Genomic DNA, 15,012 nt, shown 5'->3' with positions numbered 1-15,012 from the left:
CAAGGGGTGTCAGTTCTCGTCGAGGTGGCGGGCGATCGCTTCCGGCGTTCGCAGGGTGAACAGATCGCGGATCGTGATCACTGGACCGTACTCCCGGCGGAGCAGCCCGATCAGCCGCACCGCCAGCATGGAGTGTCCGCCGAGGGACACGAAGTCGCTCACCGCGCTCACCTCGTCGTCGTCCAGGTCCAGTGCCTCGGCGAAGAACTCGCAGACCACGGTCTCGGTCTCCGTCTCCGGTCCGCGCTCCCCCGCCGTCGTCAGCGCGCCGAGCGGCCGGGCCTCCGGCAGCGCCTTGGTGTCAGCCTTCCCGTTCACGGTCAGTGGGATGCTGTCGACCTGGGCGAAGTGGGTCGGACGCATGAAGTCCGGCAGCCGGGAGCCGACTTCACCCGCCACCTCGGCCAACTCCGCTCCCTCCAGCACGAGATAGGCGGCCAGCCGGTAGGCGCCGTCCACCTGCGGGTCGGGCTGGGCGACCGCCGCGACGAACCGCACCGCCGGATGGGCGGCGAACACGGCTTCCACCTCGCCCGGTTCGACCCGGTGGCCGCGGATCTTGACCTGCTGGTCGGTCCGCCCGAGGTAGGTAAGGTTCCCGTCGGGTCGGCGGACCACCAGGTCCCCGGTGCGGTACATGCGCTCGCCGGGGGCACCGAACGGGCAGGCGACGAAGCGGTGTGCGGTCTGGGCGCTCTGGCCCAGATAGCCGCGGGCGATGCCGATGCCCGCCACGTACAGCTCGCCGGGGGCCCCGTCGGGCAGCGGACGCAGCCAGGGGTCGAGGACGTACACCTCGGTGTTGTCGATCGGTACGCCCACCACCGGGTCCTGGCATTCGAAGGTGCCGACGCCGAGGGTGTTGATGGTGTACTCGGTGGGCCCGTACAGGTTGTAGCCGACCGTGCCCTCGGTCCGGGCGAGCCGCTGCCAGAGCGACGGGGTGACGGCCTCACCGCCCAACAGCACGAGCGGGGGCCGCTGTTGCGGGTCGTCCAGCAGCCCTTCGGCGATCAGCTGCTGTGCGTAGGTCGGGGTCACGTTGATGACGTCGATCGCGTGGTCGGCGCAGTACGCGACCAGCCGGGGTGCGTCGCGGCGCAACTCCTCGTCGCAGATGTGGACTTCGTGCCCGTCGGCGAGCCAGAGCAGCTCCTCCCACGACATGTCGAAGGCGAACGAGACGGTGTGCGCGATCCGGAAGGTGCGGTGGCCGTGCTCGGCGAGGACCGGCTCGAAGATGCGCCGCTGATGGTTGATCAGCATATTGGTGAGCCCGGCGTATTCGGTCACCACACCCTTGGGCTTCCCGGTCGACCCGGAGGTGTAGATCGTGTACGCGGGGTGCCGCAGCCGGTCCGGATCGTCGGGGGCGAACGTGACGTACGGCTCGGCGGTCGGCAGCGGACGGTCCAGCTCGATCAACTCACCGGTCAGCCGGGGCGACACACTGCTCACGGTGAGGATCACCTCGGGCTCGGCGTCCTCGACGATGGTCGCGATCCGCTCGTCGGGGTGGTCCAGCTCCAGCGGAACGTACGCGGCACCGACCCGCAGTACGGCGAAGAGCGCGGCGATCCAGTCGAGCGAGCGCGGGATGGCCAGGCCGACATTGGTCTCCGGTCCGATCCCCCGTCGGGCGAGCACACCCGCCACCGCCCGGCTGCGGTCGCGGAGTTGGGCGAAGGTCATGGTCGCACCCTCGGCGACGAGCGCGATCCGCTCCGGATGACGGTCGGCCGCGAGGTCGAAGCGGTCGACGACCGTGTCCGTGCCGACCTCGGTGCGCACGGCGGGCTCGGGGTCCGGCCCCAGCCCCCGCAGCGCGCCCATCAGCCCCGTCGTCGGGCGCGCCACGTCCTCCAGCACCCGCAGGTAGTCGTCCAGGAGCCCGCGTGCGGCCTCGGGGTCGCCGTGGCGGTGCTCCAGCTTGACGGTGAGCCGGTCGCCGGGGGTGACGACCCAGGTGTACGGGTAGTGCGTGGAGTCGTCCGCCTGGACGGAGGTGATGCCGTGGCGGGCGTTCATCGCGGCGAAGGCGTCCAGGTCCAGGAAGTTCTGGAGCACGAAGAGGTTGTCGAACAGGGTGTCGTGCCCGCCGGCCCGCTGGATCTCGCCGAGCCCCAGGTGCTCATGGTCCATCGCCGCCACCCGGGCCGCCTGCACGCCGGACAGATACGCGCCGACCGTCTCGTCGGGCCGGGCCCGCGTCCACATGGGCACGGTGTTGAGGAGTACGCCGACGATGTCACCGTGCCCCTCGCCCTCACGGCCCGAGACGGTGACGCCGAACACGGCGTCGCTCCGTCCGGTACGGGCTCCGAGCAGCAGGCCGAACGCGCCGGTCAGTACCGAGTTCAGGGTCACGCCGTGGACCCGGGCGGCCTCCCGCAGCAGCTCCGTCAGCTCGGCGGAGAGCGTCCGCACGAGCGGCTCCGGCAGCTCCTCGCTGAGGGCCGGGGCGGGTCCGGCGAGCAGCGTCGGCCCCGGCAGACCGGCCAGATGGTCCGCCCAGAAGCGTTCCGATACGGCGGGGTCCTTGGCGGCGAGCGTCCGGGCGTACTCCTCGAACCCCGGCACGGCCGGGCTCGCGTCCCACGGCTCGCCCGCCACGACGGCCTCGTACGCGTCGAAGAGGTCGCGCAGCAGGATCTCGCGGGACCAGCCGTCCCAGAGCAGCAGGTGATAGCTGAGCAGCAGCCCGTCCCGGCCGTCGGGCAGCCGCACCACCGTCACCCGGATGAGCGGTGGCTCCCCCGGGTCGAAGCCGGTCTCGCGGTCGCGGGTGCGCAGGGCCTCGACCTCGGCGTCCGTGGCATCGGCATCCCCGGCCTCGGCATCCGTGGTCAGCTCGACCGTGCGCACGTCGACTCGGCGGCCCGCCTTGAGGAGCTGGACCGGGTTCCCGTCGCCGTCGGTGGTGAAGCCCGCGCCGACGACGGGGTGGCGGGCGATGACGTACGCCAGTGCCTCGGCCAGCGCGTCGGTGTCCAGGCGCCGGGCGAAGGTGAAGTAGCTCTGCGCGACGTAGTGTCCGGCCGCGCCCGCCATCTGGGCCTGGAAGAAGAGGCCGCGTTGCAGGGGGGTGACCGGTGCGGTGCGCTCGGCGGTCGCGGAGGCGTCGCCGATCCGGGCCAGGGCGGTGAGCCAGTGGTCGGTGATCGTGTCGGGGATGGCCGCGGCGAGGGTGAAGGTGGCGTGCAGGCTGCCGGTGGCGTCGTCGGTCCAGGCGTTGACCTCGACGGCGTACGGGCTGTTCTGCTCGCCGCCGGTGAGGTGCGGGGCCTGTGACTCGCCGCCCCGGCCGAGGTAGTTGAAGAGGACCTGGGGGCGGGCGGTGAGGAGGGGGGCCGTCTGCGGGTTGAGGTACCTGAGGCGGCCGTAGGCGGTGTGCCCGTGCTCGTCCGGCTGACGTTCGGCGAGCTCGCGGGCGGCCGCTACGGGGTCGGTGTGCGGGGTGAGCCGTACGGGGGCGATGGAGGTGAACCAGCCGACGGTGCGGGTGTAGTCGTGGTGCTCCTCGGCAGGGACCCGGCCGTGGCGCTCCAGGTCGATCGCGAGGTCGGTCGGTGTGGTGCTTGTGCGCTGGATGTGGGTCAGCGCGGTGCGCAGGGCGCCGCAGAGCAGTTCGGTGAGGCCGGTGCCGAGGGCGGCGGGGGCGGTGCGGGTCACGAGGTCGCTGAGGTCGGGCGGGAGGACGACGGTGATCTCGCGCAGGTCCGTGGCGGCCGTCGTGTCCACGGGCTCGGGCGTGTCCGCAAGCGCGGTCGTATCCACGGCCGCGAGCGCGGGCAGCAGGGGTGGGGCCTGGAGGGTGGTGATCCAGTGGCCGAGGTCGTCGATCGGCTCCATGGACCGTACGGCCAGGGCTTCGGCGTACTCGGCGTACGGCGTGGTCGGCGGCGGAAGTGCGGCCCCGCTCAGGGCGGTGGCCAGGTCGTCGAGGAGGATCAGCCAGGAGACCGCGTCCACGGCGAGGTGGTGCACGGTGACGACCAGGGTGTGGCTCGCCGCCAGCCAGGAGAACGCGATGAGGTCCCCGGTCCCGGGGTCGAGCCGCCCGGCGGCCTCGTCGGCGGCGCTCGTCGCGTCGGCGGTGTCCGGGGTGGTGACGACGGCCTCGCGGGCGGGTTCGGTGCGCAGGGCCCATACGCCGTGCTCGACGCGCAGTCGCAGCCGGAGGGCGGGGTGTGCGGCCACGACGGCGTTCGCGGCGCGCCGGATGTCGGCGAGGCCGGTGCCGTCGGCGACCACCAGGGTCCTGGCCTGGGCGAACCGGGCGAGTGATCCGCCCAGCTCGCGCTGGCGCAGGATGATCGGTGTGAGGGGCAGCGGACCGTCCTCACGGCGGGAGGGTGGTGCTGGTGCGGCCTGGGGGGCGCGTGTGGCCAGGTGGTCGGCGAGGGCGCGCGGGGTCTTGAGGAGGAAGACGTCCCGGGGTGCGATCGGCAGGCCGAGTGCGCGGGCCCGGTTGATCACGGTGATGGCGACGATGCTGTCGCCTCCGGCGCCGAAGAAGTCGGTGTCGGCGTCCACGGTCGCGCCGGGCAGCGTCTCGGTGAAGATGCCGATCAGTGCGGCGAGGGCGTCGGAGCCGCCCGTGGCTTCCGGCGTCTCCTGCTGTGCGGCCCGCTCGGTGAGGGCCTTGCGGTCGAGCTTCCCGTTGACCGTCAGCGGCAGCGCGTCGACCGGCAGCACCCGGCCCGGGACCAGGTGCACGGGCAGCTTGGCGGAGAGCAGGGCGGTCAAGTCGGCGGGCAGCTCGCCCACCACATGGGCCACGAGGTGGTCCCCGGTCTCCGCCACGGTGACGGCGACATCGATGACACCGTCCAACTCCCTGACCGTGCCCTCCACTTCGCCCAGCTCGACCCGGAACCCCTTCAGCTGCACCTGGTCGTCGGCGCGTCCCGCGAACTCCAGCTCACCGTCGAGCGTCCGCCGGGCGAGGTCGCCCGTGTGGTACATCCGGGAGCCGTCTGCGGTGAACGGGTCCGCCACGAACCGGGCGGCGGTGAGCCCCGGGCGGCCCAGGTAGCCCAGGGACACCTGGTCGCCCGCGACATAGATGGCGCCCACCCGGCCCGGGGGCACCGGACGGAGCCGGTCGTCGAGCAGATAGGTGGCCAGACCGGGAATCGGGCCACCTATCGGACTGATGTCCCCGCCGTGGGCGAAGTCCTCGTCGGTGAGCACCCGGTGGGTGACATGGACGGTGGTCTCGGTGATGCCGTACATGTTGACCAGCTCGGGCGAGCCGGTCCCGTGCCGCTCGACCCAGCCGCGCAGCCGCCCGAGGTCCAGCGCCTCGCCGCCGAAGATGATGCGGCGCAGCGCCGTCACCGGTTCCCCGGCGTGCAGGTCCGCCTCGATGAACTGGTGGAAAGCGGACGGGGTTTGGTTGAGCACGGTCACACCGCGCTCGCGGACCAGCCGGTGGAAGTCGACCGGCGAGCGGGTCAGCGCGTACTCCGGCACCAGCAGCTCGCCGCCGTGCACGAGTGCGCCCCACAGCTCCCAGACGGCGAAGTCGAAGGAGAAGGAGTGGAACTGGACCCAGACGTCGTCCGGGCCGAAGCCCATGTCCGGCCGGGTGTTGGCGAGGAGCGTCACCACGGCGGAGTGCGGGACGACGACCCCCTTGGGCCGGCCGGTCGAGCCGGAGGTGTAGATGACGTACGCGGGGTCCTGCGGGTTCACCACGGGTGCGGCGGCACTGTCCGCCGGGTGCTCCTCCCCCTGGACGAGGACGCGAGCCGCCACACCGGCCCGGTCCAGCAGCCGGGTGAAGCGGTCGCGCTGTTCCCGGTCCACGAGGACGACCTGCGGGGCGGCGTCGGCGAGGATGTACTCCAGCCGTTCGTCCGGGTACGCGAGGTCCAGTGGTACGTACGCGCCTCCGGCGGTGACGACGGCGACCAGGGCGACGACCTGCTCCAGGGAGCGCGGAACGGCGACGGCGACCCGATGGCCGGGGCGGACTCCGGCCGTGCGCAGGATCGAGGCCAACTCGTTCTTCTCGGCGGCCAGTTCACCGTACGTGAGGGACCGCGCCCCGCCGTCCAGAGCGCACTGGGTCACGGCGGTGGCCGCCGGGTCGCGGTGCGCGGCGGCGTCGAACAGCTCGCCCAGGGTCGCCGGGGCGACCTGCTCCAGGGCCCTGTCGGCCCCGGGGGCCGTCGTCAGCGCGTCGACCAGGGCGTCCGGTCGGCTCAGCAGCTCGGTGAGGGTCCGGGTGAAGGTGGCGAGGATCGCCTCGGCGCTCTCCCGGCGCAGCAACTGCCCGTCGTAGATCAGGTTGAAGCGCGGTCGGCCGTCGCCCGCGCGCTCGACGACCAGTGTCAACGGATAGTGCGGGGCACCCTCGTTGACGATGTCGGTGATGGCGAGGGTGTCGTCCGGCCCGCGCAGGGCGTCGACGTCGGTGGCCACGTCGAACACCACCAGGGTGTCGAAGAGGGAGCCGGTGCCGCTCTCCCGGCCGGTCACACCGCTCTGCCGGCCGATCCGCGCCAGCGAGACATGCTGGTGTGCCAGTACCGCGCTCTGGTGCTCCTTCACCGCGGCCAGCAGGTCGTACGCGGTGTCGGTGGCGGCCCAACGGGCCCGTACGGGGATGGTGTTGATGAAGAGGCCCACCATGTCCCGGATGCCGGGGACCTCGGCGTCACGTCCGGAGACGGTGGAGCCGAAGACGACGTCCCGGCCGCGCAGGATGCCTCCCAGGGTCACCGCCCACGCGCTGTGCACGGCCACGCTCAGGGGGACGCCCGCCGAGCGTGCGGCGATGTCGATGTCGTCCACGGGCTCGGCCGCGATGTCGGCGAACCGCTCGGAGGGGGTGTGCCCTTCGGCGACCAGGGAGGGGCCGGGCAGTTCGGCGAGTTCCCCGCGCCACACCCGGTCGCTCTCGTCCTGGTCCTGTTCCGCGAGCCAGGCCACGTAGTCGCGGTAACCGCCGAGCGGGTGGACGGAGCCCGGTGCGTGGTACTCGGCCAGCAGGGTGCGGAGCATCGGGGGCACCGACCAGCCGTCGGCGATGATGTGGTGCACGGTCTGCACCAGGACGGTGCGGCCCGCGCCCGCGCGGACGAGGGTGTAGCGCATCAGGGGGCCGGTGGCGAGGTCGAATCCGGCGCGGCGGTCCCGCTCGGCCAGATCGCGGAGCTCGTCGTCGGTGATGCCGGGCCGGTCCAGCGCGGTGAAGGGTGCCCGGGTGCCGCTCTCGACGACGGAGACGACCCGGCCGTCGGCCAGGGCGGTGAACCGGGCAGCCAGGTTGGGGTAGAGCGTGAGCAGCCGGGTGGCCGCCGCCGCGAGCCGGTCGGGGTCCACCTCGCCCTGGAGCGTGAGCAGTTGCTGCTCGACGTAGCTGCCCGTGGCGTCGTCGTCGAAGACCGAGTGGAAGTAGAGGCCTTCCTGCAACGGGGTGAGCGGCAGGATGTCCCGCAGCTCGGCGCTGTCCAGGTCGTCGACGTCGGCCTGGGTGAGCGGCACCAGGGGGAAGTCGCTGGGGGTGTGGCCGCCCTCCTCCAGTGCGGCGAGCGCGGACAGGGCCGAGCGGAAGTAGTCGGCGAGGGTGGCGATGTCCTCGTCGGTGAAGACGCCCTCGGGCCAGGAGATGGTGGTGACCAGTTCGTACGCGCCGCCCGCGTCGGGTTCGGCGATGGCGTTGAACTCCAGGGCGCGTGGCAGACGCATCCTCGGGTCGCGCTTCTCGCCCAACTGCCCGGTGGTGCCCGCGAGCTGCCAGTCCCCGGAGGCGCCCGCGTCGTAGCGACCCAGGTAGTTGAAGAGCACCTGGGGCGCGGGGACGGCGAGTCGGGTGTCGGTGAGGTAGCGCAGGGCGCCGTAGGAGACGCCGTTGTCCGGTACCCGGGCGAGGTCTTCCTTGACCGCCTTGAGGGCGGTGGCGAGGTAGGCGGGCGCGGTGAGGTCGGGGGCCGTTCCGGGGTCCACGGTGACCGGGAAGAGGGTGGTGAACCAGCCGACCGTACGGGACAGTTCGGGTTCGAAGCCCGCCGTCCCGGCGACGAACCGCCCCTCGCGACCGTGTCCTTCCAGCTCGATGTGGGCGAAGCTCTGGTCCTGTCCGTGGTCGCGGCGCCACCGGGCGAGGGTGACGGCGAGTGCGGTCAGCAGGACGTCGTTGGCGCCCGCGTGGAACTTCGCGGGGACCTCGCCCAGGAGCGCGGCCGTCTCCTCGGCGCCGACGGTCACGGTCCGGGTCCGCTCCCGGGCCACGGTGTCGGCCTCGGTGAGGGCGCGCCCGCCGATCGGTACGTCCGCTCCGGGCAGGGCGCGCCGGAAGGGGGTGTGGTCCGTGGCTGAGGCCGCGCGCCCGAGCAGCTGGGTCCAGCGCCGGAACGACGTACCGGTGGGCGGGAGTTCGATGGGATCACCGGAGACGCGCTGACGCCAGGCCGTGGCCAGGTCGTCCATCAGGATCCGCCAGGACACGCCGTCGATCACCACATGGTGGGCGACCAGGACCAGTTGCCGTGCCGGGCGCCGCCAGACGGCCCGCACCATCACTCCGCGGTCCGGGTCGAGCCCCGCGGTGGCCAGTTCGACGCACTCCTCCAGCGGTGCGTCGCTCTCCTGCCACCCCACGGTGGCCTGCCCGGGCCGCGGGATGTCGAAGCTCCAGCGCTCGCCGCGCACCAGCCGGGCGCGGAGCATGTCGTGGCGGTCGAGCACGGCGGCGAGGAGGTCGTCGAGGGCGTCGGCGGTCAGCTCGGCCGGGGTGTTCAGGACCACCGACTGGACGAACCCGTCGATCGCGTCGGTGGTCTCGCCGAGCCACTGCACGATGGGCGATCCGACGACGGGGCCGGTGGCTTCGTCGCCGTGGTCCACGGCGGAGACGTCCTCGCGGCTCGCCACCGCCGCCAGCGCCCCCACCCCGGCATTGGCGAAGATCTGACGTGCCGTCACATAGAGGCCCGCCTCCCGCAGGGCGCTCAGCAGGGAGATCGCCAGGATGCTGTCGCCGCCGAGCTGGAAGAAGTCCTGGTCGACGCCGACCTCGTCCACGCGCAGCACCGCCGCGACCGCCGCGCACACCAGCCGTTCGTTCTCGGCGCTGGGCGCCGCGAGGGTCCCGGTGGAGGTGGGGGGTTCCGGCAGGGCGGCGCGGTCGAGCTTGCCGTTTGCGGTGAGCGGGAACTCGCGCAGGACGACGAGGTGGGCGGGGACCATGTACTCGACCATGTGGGTGGTGGCCCACGCCTTGACCTCGTCGGCCGTCAACTCCTCGCTGCCGGTGGAGGGGATGACGTAACCCACCAGGTAGGTGCCGCCCGCGCTGTTCTTCCGGGCGACGACGCAGGTGTGCCGTACGCGGGGGTGTTCGGCGAGGGAGGCCTCGACGTCCTCGATCTCCAGCCGCATGCCGCGGATCTTGATCTGGTTGTCGGCGCGGCCGAGGAAGTCCAGGGAGCCGTCCGGGGCGTACCGGGCCAGGTCGCCGGTCCGGTAGAGCCGGGACCCGTCGGCGGCGAAGGGGTTGGCGACGAAGCGCGAGGCGGTGAGGCCGGGGGCGTTGACGTATCCACGGCCCAGGAGGAGTCCGCCCACGTAGAGTTCGCCGCCGACACCGACGGGTACGGGGCGCAGCTCCTCGTCGAGGACGTACAGCTGGGTGTTGGGGTTGGCCCGGCCGATCGAGGTCGACAGGCGTTCGGCGGCGCCCCGGTAGATGACGTGGGAGACGCCGATGGTCGTCTCGGCGGGGCCGTAGCCGTGGTACATGGGGATGTCGAGCCGGGTGCGGAACCGTTCGTAGAGCTCCGGGGTCAGCACCTCGCCGCCGCACCAGACGTGGCGCAGGGAGTCGAGGCGGTCGGAGTCGCCCGCGATCTCCAGCAGCACGTCCAGCATGGACGACACCAGGTAGGTGAAGGTGACGCGGTGCTCGGCGATCACGCTCAGCAGATGGTGCGGGTCGCGTTCGCCGCCGGGGCGCAGGATCACCAGCCTGCCGCCGGAGACCAGCGGCAGGAAGATCTCGTTGATGGAGATGTCGAAGGAGAGCGGCGCCTTGAACAGCGACGCGTCGTCGTGGCCGAACCGCAGGATCTCCTCGACCTGCCACAGCAGACGCTCGCTGATCGCCTCGTGGCGGATCATGGCACCCTTGGGCCGTCCGGTGGAACCGGAGGTGAAGATGACGTACGCCAGTGATGTGCCGTGGACGGCCGCCTCGGGCGCCTCGGCCGGACAGGAGCCGTACTTCCAGTCACCGAGGTCGACGGCGACGGCGTCCGGCTCGGCCGCGTCGGACTCGCCCGAGCCGTTGAGCTGGAGCACGACGCGGGCGTCCTCGATGACGACGGCCCGGCGCGCGGCGGGCCACTGCGGGTCGAGCGGGACGAACGCGCACTTCGCCTGGAGCACGGCGAGGAGGCCGACGACCATCTCGGCGGAGCGGCCCAGCGAGATGCCGACGACCTGTTCGGAGCCGAGCCCGCGTCCGATCAGATGGTGGGCCAACTGGGCCGACTTCCGGGCGACTTCACGGTAGGTCAGGGTGCGGTGCTCGTCGACGATGGCGACGGCGTCCGGCCGGGTGCGGGCCTGCTCGCGGAACATCTCCATGATGGTCGGGCGGGGACGGTCGGCCCGGTTGTCGTTCCATTCGGCCAGGGTCGCGGTCCTCGCCGCGATGCTGGACGGGCCGACGGTGCCGACGGGCCGGTCCGGGAAGGCGGCCAGGTCGTCCAGCGCGAGCTGCGCGTCGACGGGCCGGACACCGTCGGGCAGGGTGATGCTCAGACCGTCCGGGCCGACCTCCCAACCCTCTTGTAAGCCACCGCCGTTGTCGGCCCAGCCGAGGACATCGGCGAACGAGGTGGCGGGGGTGAGGTCGATGCCGTCGGGGCCGGTGCCCGTGGACCAGTACGCGAGTGCGATGGCGCACGCTTCGGCGATGGTCCGGTCGTCGTAGTCGCCGATGCGCCGGCGCACATCGGCGAAGTGGGTGGGAGAGAGCAGTACGCGAGGAGCGGTCGGTTCCATCATCGAAGACTCAGCACCCTTCCAAGGTATGCAAGTTAGCGTAACCTTACTAAGGTTGACCTAACTACCTTCACGCCAGGCGCGCCACAGACGCGCGTACATGCCTCCCAGAGCCACCAGCTCCTCGTGCGTCCCCTCCTCCACCACCCGCCCGGCGTCCAGTACGGCGATCCGGTCCGCCGCCATCGCCTGGGTCAGCCGGTGGGCCACGTACAGCGTGGTGCGGCCCGCGCAGGCGGCCAGCACGGCGCGCTCCAGCTCGGCGGCACCCTCGCTGCCCGCCTCGGCGGTCGACTCGTCGAGCACGACCACCGGAGAGCTGCTCAACACCAGCCGGGCCAGGGCGACTTGGGCGACCTTCGTCACATCCAGCCGCTCACCGCCCTCGCCGACCACGGCGTTCAGCCCACCGGGCAGCAGCTCGACCCATCCGTCGGCGCCGACCGTGCGCAGCGCCTCCATCAGCCGGTCGTCGCTCGCTTCGGGTGCGGCCAGGCGCAGGTCGTCGGCGAGCGGTCCCGAGAACACGTGCGTCTCCTGGGTCAGGATGCTCACCAGGGACCGCGCCTCGGCCTCGTCCAGCCCCGCGAGCTCCCGCGAGCCGATGCGCACGGCCCCGGACTGCGGGGTGCCGATGCCGGCGATCAGCGCGGCCAGGGTCGACTTGCCCGCGCCGGTCGCGCCCACCAGCGCCAGTGAACCCGCGGCGGGAATGGTCAGGTTGACATCGCGCAGGACCGGTTCGTCGGTGTCCGGATAGCTGAAGGTCAGGTCCTGGACCGTCACCGCGTACGGCACGTCCTCCGCCCGGGCGACGGACGCGTCACCCACCAGCCGCTCCTCCGCCGGCTCCCCCAGGACCCCGACCAGGCGGGTGAGGCTCGCGCCCGACTTCTGCGCCTCGTCGAAGGTGAACATGATGGCGCCCAGCGGGGTGAAGAGCCGGTGGAACATCAGCGGGGCCGCCGACACCTCGCCCAGCGTGGCGGCGTCGGCCTCCAGCAGGGCGTACCCCACCACCAGGATCAGGACGAGGCCGATGAACTCGGCGCGGTTCTCCCGGCCGACGAACCGGCCGAAGAACCGGAACACCTCGACGCCGAGGTTGCGCACCCGCCAGGACTCGGCGGTGACCTTCTCCCGGACGTCGCCCTCCAGCCGGTACGCCCGGACCGTGTCGATCCCGTTGAGGCCGCTGATCAGCGCCTGCGCACGGTCGGCCTGGGCGATGCGCTGCTTGCGGTAGAGGGGCGCGGACCTGGGGAGGTACCAGCGCAGGGCGAACGCGTACGCCGGCAGGGCACAGGCCCCGGCCAGGCCGAGCCGCCAGTCCAGGCCGAACATGCCGACCGTGGCGATGACCACCAGCACCCCGGCCGAGAACACCGTGGGGATGGCCTGCCGGATGCCCTTGGACAGGACGGCCACGTCGTCGCCGACCCGGGAGAGCACATCGCCGCGGCCGACCTGCTCGACGCGGGCGCTCGGCATCCCGAGCACCGCCCGTACTGCGCTCTCCCTCAGCTGGGCGAGCAGCTCCGCCCCCAGCCGCCCGATCAGGTAGGTGGAGGCCGCGGTGGCCGCCGCGCCGAAGAGCGCGGCGGCCACCATCAGTGCCCCGACCGTGACGAGCACCGACCGCGATTCACCACCGACCACCCCGTCGACCACCCGGCCCAGCAGCAGCACGGGGAGCACCTGGAGCGCGGCCCCGGCCACGGTGGTGACCACGGTGGAGAACGTCAGCCACGGGGCTCGGCGGCAGTGTGCCGCGACCCACCCGGTGGCCTCCTTCCCGGTCGCCGTACGCAGCTTCGTCGGGGCGACGGGGGTGTCGGTGACGGTCACGTGATCGCCCGTTCTCGGTGGGGGGAGGGCGGTTCGGCCGTCATCTCTACTTGGCCGCCTTGACGATCTCGTCGATCGCGTACGGCAGGGAGAGCAGCGTGCCCTGGGACATGGCGGCGCCGATCGCCGGACCCTCACTGTCCAGCAGGTACGACACCTTGCCGTTCTTGACGGCGGGCAGGTTGGCGAAGAGCTCGAACTTCTTGAGCGCCTCCGTGTCCGCCTTGTCGTTGATGACGAAGATCCGGTCGACGTCGACCAGATCAATGCGCTCGGGCGACAGCTCGGTGGAGAACTTGCCGTCGGCGATCTTGTCGATCTCGGTCTGGTAGCCGAAGCCGGAACCGGTGATCAGCTGCCCGCGCACATCGGTGGAGGTGAACGGGTACACCGAGTCCTTGTACCAGGAGAGCGCGACGGCCTTCTGCTTCGCGAACTCGGGGTTGGCCTTCTTGACCGCGTCGAGCTTCTCCTGGATGCCCTTCACCAGCTCGGTACCCTCGGTCTCCTTGCCGAGCGCCTTGGCGATGTGCACCGCGTTGTCCTGCCACGGAGCGCTGAAGGGCTTCTCCTCGGCCTTGGTGCGGCCGACCGTGGGCGCGATCTTGGAGAGCTTGTCGTAGGCGGCCTGGTCGACCTCGGAGTACACCGCGATGATCAGGTCGGGCCGCAGGGAGGCGATCTTCTCGTAGTTGGGGCCCGCGTCCCCGTTCTTCATGACGACCTCGGGCTGGGTGTCGCCCCACTTGTCCTTCGCCCAGGGCCACTGGGTGTTGATGTTGGGGGTCTGGCCCACCGGGTTCGCGTACTGGTCGACCATGCCGACCGGCTTGATGCCGAACGCGAGGATGGCCTGGTCGTCCGTGTAGCCGACGGAGACGACACGCTTGGGGGCTTTGTCGACCTTCGTCGATCCGAACGCGTGCTCCACCGTGACCGGGAATGCGCCGGCGGCAGCGGGCGGGGCGTCGTCGCTCTTCTTTTCCTCCTTGTCGGAACCACATCCGGCGAGGAGGCCGACGCCGAGGGTCGCGACGGAGACTGCCGCAGCCAGCCGCTGCCACGGCTTCACAAGCGTCGTTCGATGGAGAAGCATCCGGAATCCCTTGCTTTCGCGCTGTCCACTGCGCCCTTGTATGAGGGCGAGCAAACCCTATCCCGGCCAACTGAGGCCAGCCTAGCCTTACTTGATAACTTTCCCTCGTTCGGGGGCAGTTGAGCCATTCGACCAACGAACCGCGCTCAAAGGTCACTTGACACGGGGCTCACCCGCCGGCTCTGCCCGCACGTGCGTACGGCCGATCGGCACGATGAGCGGACGGTCGCCCACCGGGTCGTCGATCACCTTGGCCTGCAGCCCGAAGGCCTCGTACAGCAGCTCGGCGGTGATGACGTCACGCGGGTGCCCCTGCGCCAGGATCGAACCCGCCCGCATGACAACGAGGTTGTCGCTGTAGCGCGTCGCCAGATTGAGGTCGTGCAGCACCATGACCACGGTGCACCCCGACTCGTGCAGATCGTCCACCAGATCGAGCACGTCGATGGCGTGCGCCAGGTCCAGATAGGTGGTCGGCTCGTCCAGGAGCAGCAGATCGGTGCCCTGGGCCAGGGTCATCGAGATCCAGACACGTTGGCGCTGACCGCCGGAGAGCGAGTCGACCGGGCGGTCGGCCAGGTCCAGGACCCCGGTCATGGCGAGCGCGCGCTCCACCACGCCGGCATCGTCCGACGACCACTGTCGCAGCCAACTCTGGTGCGGATGGCGCCCCCTGGCAACCAGATCGCCCACGGTCAGCCCCTCGGGCGCCACCGGTGTCTGCGGCAGCAGACCGAGCTTCTTCGCCACGTCCCTGGTCCTGAGCTTGACGATGTCCTCACCGTCCAGCACGACCGTCCCGCTGGCCGGTTTCAGCAGACGCGTCAACGTCCGCAACAGGGTCGACTTCCCACAGCCGTTGGGGCCGATGATCGTCGTGATGACCCCCGGCGGGATCGCCACGTCGAGATCGTCGATGACCGCCCGCCCGCCGTAGCCGACCGTGACGCCCCTCGCCGCCAGCCGTGCGACGTCCTTGACCTCGGAACGGGTCTCGGTGATGAACTGCGCGGTCACGACCACCCCTTGATTTAGGCTCGCCTAACCTT

Annotated in this window: 4 protein-coding genes; all 4 read right to left on the bottom strand. The window is 71.4% G+C overall.

From position 1 onward, the window contains the following. Positions 1-9: 9 nt before the first annotated feature. The 4 genes from ACFW9Z_RS15225 to ACFW9Z_RS15210 all read right to left on the bottom strand — a co-directional run bounded on the left by ACFW9Z_RS15225 (position 10) and on the right by ACFW9Z_RS15210 (position 14,980). Positions 10-11,022 carry an amino acid adenylation domain-containing protein gene (locus ACFW9Z_RS15225; protein WP_384639882.1) on the bottom strand — a complete coding sequence of 3,671 codons (11,013 nt, stop codon included), beginning with the start codon at positions 11,020-11,022 and terminating at the stop codon, positions 10-12. 57 nt (positions 11,023-11,079) lie between these two features. After that, entirely contained in the window at positions 11,080-12,867 is a 1,788-nt protein-coding gene (locus ACFW9Z_RS15220; RefSeq protein WP_384639879.1) for an ABC transporter ATP-binding protein, read from the bottom strand. 46 nt (positions 12,868-12,913) lie between these two features. After that, entirely contained in the window at positions 12,914-13,963 is a 1,050-nt protein-coding gene (locus ACFW9Z_RS15215; RefSeq protein WP_384639877.1) for an iron-siderophore ABC transporter substrate-binding protein, read from the bottom strand. A gap of 153 nt (positions 13,964-14,116) precedes the next feature. Next, entirely contained in the window at positions 14,117-14,980 is an 864-nt protein-coding gene (locus ACFW9Z_RS15210; RefSeq protein WP_384639874.1) for an ABC transporter ATP-binding protein, read from the bottom strand. Positions 14,981-15,012 lie beyond the last annotated feature (32 nt).

The sequence above is a fragment of the Streptomyces sp. NPDC059452 genome, from assembly GCF_042750035.1.
In the GTDB taxonomy this organism is placed as follows: Bacteria; Actinomycetota; Actinomycetes; order Streptomycetales; family Streptomycetaceae; genus Streptomyces.
The sequence above is the reverse complement of the archived record's forward strand: the minus strand, read 5'-3'. Positions and strand labels throughout refer to the sequence as shown.

Bases quoted from the DNA above. Each gene is read 5' to 3' on its own strand.
- ACFW9Z_RS15215 (WP_384639877.1), bottom strand. From the start codon at position 13,963: ATGCTTCTCCATCGAACGACGCTTGTGAAGCCGTGGCAGCGGCTGGCT.
- ACFW9Z_RS15225 (WP_384639882.1), bottom strand. From the start codon at position 11,022: ATGATGGAACCGACCGCTCCTCGCGTACTGCTCTCTCCCACCCACTTC.